This window comes from Streptococcus cristatus, from assembly GCF_003944225.1.
Lineage (GTDB): Bacteria > Bacillota > Bacilli > Lactobacillales > Streptococcaceae > Streptococcus > Streptococcus cristatus_K.
In genome coordinates, this window is the sequence record NZ_RJPN01000007.1 from 89,836 (window position 1) to 95,835 (window position 6,000).

Annotated in this window: 4 protein-coding genes and 1 pseudogene; all 5 read right to left on the minus strand. The window is 30.6% G+C overall.

Annotated features, from left to right (window positions below; translation table 11 throughout):
* Nucleotides 1–45 precede the first annotated feature (45 nt).
* Nucleotides 46–957, minus strand: a pseudogene (locus D8797_RS07770) (HAD family hydrolase); the annotation flags it as partial.
* Between the two features lie 15 nt (nt 958–972).
* The gene (locus D8797_RS10170) at nt 973–2,169 is read right to left on the minus strand and encodes a restriction endonuclease subunit S (protein WP_185780857.1); all 1,197 of its coding nucleotides are present in this window, start codon (nt 2,167–2,169) and stop codon (nt 973–975) included.
* A 12-nt stretch (nt 2,170–2,181) separates the two neighbouring features.
* Nucleotides 2,182–3,684, minus strand: coding sequence for a hypothetical protein (locus D8797_RS07780; protein ID WP_185780858.1), 1,503 nt, complete (start codon nt 3,682–3,684; stop codon nt 2,182–2,184).
* Between the two features lie 31 nt (nt 3,685–3,715).
* Nucleotides 3,716–5,521 (minus strand): ATP-binding protein, encoded by a 1,806-nt coding sequence (locus D8797_RS07785; protein WP_125380027.1) that lies wholly within the window; start codon nt 5,519–5,521, stop codon nt 3,716–3,718.
* Nucleotides 5,522–5,523: 2 nt separating this feature from the next.
* Nucleotides 5,524–6,000, minus strand: a 477-nt coding sequence (locus D8797_RS10175; protein ID WP_185780859.1) for a hypothetical protein, incomplete at its 5' end; no start/stop codon positions are given.

The window sequence follows — 6,000 nt, forward strand, 5'->3', positions numbered from 1 at the left end:
ATCGATAAATCTTAATCGGTATTCTTTTAATTTAGCAAACAATTACCTTCGTTTTGGATTTCTTTTTCGCTTTCTTAAGCTTGATTCAAGTTTATCAGCATTTTTCTTGTTTTCTAACAATTCATTATAAGCCGTCTTTTTAATAATCGTCTTGATTAGTTTATCAAGTTCTGTATTTTCTGAGTAGTCAGCTGGAACAAAATAATCAATACGATTATCCTGAGTCATTTTGTGAACTTTCTTTCTGTCATTGGTTTTTGGATTGAATACACCGATAGAGTAGCCACCTCTTGTTTTGACTAACTTCATACATGGAATATCTGTATCACTATCCCCTAAGTAAACCATATTTCTAAAAGGAACTCGTAAATCACTTTCAGCAAAAAAATCGTTCACTGCATCGTCATTGACATCTAAAATACCTTTGGTAATTCTAAAAAGAAATTGAGTCTTATTGGTGTAGTTAACAACTTGAGCAGGCCAGACTGCAACACCATTTTCATCACAATAAAAAGAAGTTGCATAAATTTTCTTAAAAGCACCATTTTTAGCTATTGAAGTCCCCTCTATCATTTCTTTCAAACCAGATGAAATGATATAATGCTCAACAATAACTCCGTTTTCTTCACCATATTTTTGAATGCGTTCGAACCAGTCTTCGACTCCTGGGAATAGTTCTACCTCTGAACCAAACTTGGCTAACTCTGTCTTTGTAAATAAAACCTTTCCTGCAGATTCTGTTTTCATCGTAAACATATAGGCAAGGTTCTTGTCCATATTGTTAGCCTTGGCAAAACCATTAGATTTCTTCCAAAATTCACTGATTTCATACCCGAGCTTCTGTATAAATCCTTGGGCTTGCATATCATCAGGAGACAGCGTTTTATCAAAATCATAGCAAATAGCTACTACAGGTTTTTCTTCTTTCTTTAGAGTTTCTGATTTTACTTTTGACATTTTACTGCACTCCTTTTATATAAACATATCCTGCAAGAGTTTCTTTTTCAGAGTCTCAAGCTGTGAAATTTTATCCTTGTGTGATTGAATAAATTTATCAAGATTTGTAAAATAATCTGAAATAGCTATTTGTTCCTCTAGTTTAGGGAAAATAACATTTCCTAATAATGCATTTTCGTCAGAAACTTTCATATCATTCTTAGCACCTTTATTAACTAATGGTTTTAAATATGAATTTAGTCTCAAGTCATTTTCAAAATATCTCTCCACAAATCCTGGAAATACATTTTCGTTAGGTAAATAAACAGCATACAAAGTCGAAACTATCCCTGGAATTCCATAATTAGTTTTTATGATTCCGTACGGATTAGCTTTTAAAGGACTTTTTGTATATACAATATTTCCTGTTTCAACAATTGAATACATTTCTACAGATACACCTGCAAAAGATCGTCCTTGAAATTGTATTTGATTTACAATTCCAACCTCCCCAGATACAGATAAAACATCCTCTTTACCAAATTGTTGTTTAGTATTTTTCTTCTTTGAAACAGTCAAATATTTATTAAGTTTATTTATCTCCCACTCGCCTTCAAATCCATCCAAACGAATCTCAGGAACAGTGTGTCCAGCTTTGGGAAACACCTTGGAGAGCATTGTCACCTTGAGGGATTGGTAGTTCGCGAGATTATCTTTATAGTTCACCAGAAGGTCATCGAGGGTACGGAAGAGGGAGCCGATGGCGGATTGTTCTTCTGGACTAGGCAAATAAATTTCAGCTGATTTTATATCATTTGAATTAATACTCTCAAATGTTGATCCCGTAGAGAATTTTGCCCAATAGTGAGATTGTTTCATTTTTGTTAATAGTTGAAACAAAAATTCATTTCCTTTTATTGCTGCCACACCACGACCTAAAACAACATTGTAGTCTGTCTTACCTATATCACCAACGGGTGCTCGAACACTTAAAATTAGGTCACCTTTTTCGGCTAACTTTGTAATCTGTGTTGTCCAGACTCTTGGGACAACCCTACCATTCTGCATATCTGCATTACCTTGTACCAATATATAATCATTTGGATTATCAGTATAGTTTTTACTGTCAGGTGATTGACCCATTGTTACTTTTGACACAAGGTCTAATTTTTTAGAAAACCACTTATTATCAAATTTATTAAATCTGATATATGGTATGAATAACACTGCCATTCTATCAACTCTCTATATATTATTAACAGGATTAGAAATCAACTCATATACTTTATCTATCCAAGGTAAACTTTCACATGTTCTCTCATAATCAACAATGACTAATTTTATATTTTGGTCGTTAGTGATTTTTAATTTTTGTGCTAACTCGTCGATTCTTTCGCTTTCAGACTTATCATTTACTACATCAACAATTATTAGTGTTTTATTATCTCTATCTACCAAGGACCTTATTATCCCATTAATATGCTCATCATCTGGATTGAAACCAAATCCTATAGAACAAATAGCATCTGATGATTTCAAATCATTATAGTATTCTACATATTTAATCGACATATCAATGGATGTCATTGGCTTTGTTCCGCTCTGAGTAAAAATAAGAGGGACAGCAAAATGTTTATAAGATTCAAAATCTTCATATGATATTATGGTATTCATATAAGGATCATAATAGTCATTGATACTTCCATTTAAATATATTAGTTTATCGTTAAATTCCTTTAACTTTTCACCAATTAAAGAATTTACATAGTTTGAAGTAGCAATTGTGCTCACAGTAAATCTATTTTGTGAAGCTAAATCATCATAATATCCTGTTTTATCTTTATCGTATGGACATTCATTAGCAATATACTCTCGCACTGAATGTAAGAAAACTGAAATCTTGCAAAATTTTGCCCATTCTGTTGACGGAAAATATAAATAATGCCAGTAACTATCAATAACAGATTTGTAATCAAGTACATCAGCGTATATCTTTTCAATTAGTTCAAATCCAAATTCTACAATCCAATGCATATCCTTAATTTTAACCTTTGAAAGTAGTTCTAACCCCTTAACACCGGCCGAATGATAATTTATTGACAGACTGCTACCTAAATCATCAAATATATCCAAATTCATTTCATCTTTTGAAAAAATATTCTCTTGAATATTCCTTGATAATTTTTCACTTAATGCACCAATATGCAATTGAAAAATAGACTTTATTATTTCACCTAAAGATTCTTTATCAGAATCACTAAATCCAGTGTATTCATTATAGTAAACAAGAAGTAATGCAAAATAACGACTGTTAAACAAAGAATTCCCCTCCGAAAACCATTCATTATAAGAAAGAAGATGTCTAATATTTATATCACTAAAATTCTTGTTTAAATCATCTGAAACTTTTTGTCTATAGGTAACATGAGTATTATTTATAATAGATTCAGCAACTCTGTCTAATCCATTAATTCTAGCAACAATATATGATCTATTATTAGTAATAGTATCACTTATAATATGATTAAATACACTTTCACCAAATGAACCAATATTTTTCGTCTCAAAATCCTCTGGAAGCCAAGAAGTTGCATAATTAGAACCCAGGTCTATTCTAGATCTATTTTTCTTAAACTCTTCTTTAGCTAAAGAAGTATCTCTTCTAAAAATATCCAACGCAAATTTTCCACCATTTGGCATATCATATGACAGTTCTGCCCCTGCTCCAAATAAAAAACCAACTTTCATTAATTCTCCTTTTATTCTTTTTGTTATAATATTATTTTCTTGATTCAGTATTTATAAAATCAAATTTCACATCTTTCCAGTCTTCTTGCCAACAACTATAAAAATTTACATCATCAGACTTCGGTGTTGGATTCGCATCGTGCATTCTTGCAATCATGGGTAATGTAAATGCATCCCCTACTAACAATGCTTCTCTCTGCTCCAGATTTGCAATTTCATCGCCAAAACTAATCGAAGCTTCCGGTAATAAACTTTTTACAAAACCTTGATCTTCTGGATTGGTCAGTCGCATCACTATAAAATTATTGCATTGAGAAAACACTGTGCTAGATAGTTCAGATGGTCTTTGACTAACAATCATTGCTGACAGGCCATACTTTCGTCCTTCTTTTGCTATCCGCTCAACTGACAGCCTAGAATTGCTATATCTAGCTGAATTATTTCTTGGAATATATTTGTGGGCTTCTTCAAACACAACCATATAGGGAGTATCATTTTCATTTTTAATTTTAGTTTTGAGAAATGCAAAATCAAATAAAATTCTAGAAACAACAGAAACGATAATTGATACAATCTCGAAGGGAACTGTACTTAAGTCAATTACAGTTACATTGTTTTTTTTAGAGTATCCTATCATTCTTTTTATTTCTTCTATATACATATTAAAACTATTTGAGTCTTCTTCAAACTCTGATTCCTGTAAAATAAAAGAAAGACGTTTATCCTTTAACTTAGTATCAATTCTAGAAATAAAACGTTCGAACTCACCTGTAAAGCCTCCAGCTTTAGCCACTTTTTGATTGAACACTTTGTGTTTTGAATTCCCTGTTGAAATTTCAAAATTCAAGGCTTCCCAAAAGTGATTTATTTCCGACGATACAAGTTTTTCGTCTTTACCTTTTGCATTTAATACAGCTAAATACTCCTCACCATCCTCAACATAATGTGTTTCTTTGTTTTTATTGTAAAGATAATTTCTTACTTCGTTAATACTAAAATACACAGGTGAATTATAATCAATATTATCTAAGTCAGAGTTATACTTAATCTTATTTTGAGTAACTGCAAATTTAAACTGAGAAATTTGATTATATGCGTTTAAATCTGACGATTCAATAAACAAATCCTCCAGTTCATCAGATGTCATCAACCAATAAGGAATTTTCAGACTATTATCCTGAAGAGCTAAATGATTTGAATTAGGAAAAGCTTTTTTATACTCGCCATGAATATCAAAAATCAAAACATGAGTATTATTCTTTTTTTCAATTTCGACGTTCAATGTTTGAACAACAGTTGCAACAGCACAAGATTTTCCTGATCCAGTAGAACCAACAATGGCCAGATGTTTCGAAAACAACTTATCTCCATCACACTTTATACCAATATTAGAATATAAATTATGTTTTGCAAATTCTAGAATATTATCTTTGGAATCTTGCATTTTCTCCATGGAATATATTTTCTCTAATTCTTCCATGGAGGCAACACTAACTCCATTAGGTGGAATACTAATATCATTTATACCTTTTTTGAATGTACCATCTTGTAATCTTCCAATAGGTTGTGTATTTATTATAAAATTCCCTTCATATACGTTATCGGATAATTTAGAGACATCATCATCAAACTTTTCAATCATTTTAAAACTTTTAACAATACACAGAATATTATTATTATTACCGTCTTCAATTTTTAAAACAGAACCAATTTTTATTGATTCTTCACTATTCTCCTCTTTCCATTTTTTAAAATCAACAATCTCAATTTGAACTAAATTAGGTTCAAAACTTTTAACCCTTAATTGATTATCCTTGTTATTATAATCCTCTGACATATTCAATCTCCTGAAAAAATTTGTAAAATAACTGTATTGTTTACATTATTAGGAATTAAAAATTCCCTATTTGGAATAGATAAACTGTTACTGATAACTAAATTATCCAAATAAAATATAACTTGATTACTTAAAATCGTTCTTATTTCATCCTGATATTTTATAAATGTATCTTTTGAAATCAACCGAAAATTAAAATTTGAAACAGTGTTAATTTTCTTTCGGCTTACACTTAGTACTTCTATATTACTTTGCTTGAATTTTTTTATAAAAAACTTGATGTCCTCATAACCATCATTATAAAACATCTCAAGGTTTCTTTTTTCAATTTCAGAAATCAACTTTGGTTTTAAACCATCTATATTTTCAACAACAAAGAGAGGCGTTCTATTATCAGCATTTCTACCTTGATATACAAAATTTTGAGCTAAACCTATTATCAAATCAACAGTATTATGATCATTAGGCATAACAAATAT

Bases quoted from the DNA above. Each gene is read 5' to 3' on its own strand.
- D8797_RS10170 (WP_185780857.1), bottom strand. From the start codon at position 2,169: ATGGCAGTGTTATTCATACCATATATCAGATTTAATAAATTTGATAAT.
- D8797_RS07780 (WP_185780858.1), bottom strand. From the start codon at position 3,684: ATGAAAGTTGGTTTTTTATTTGGAGCAGGGGCAGAACTGTCATATGAT.
- D8797_RS07785 (WP_125380027.1), bottom strand. From the start codon at position 5,521: ATGTCAGAGGATTATAATAACAAGGATAATCAATTAAGGGTTAAAAGT.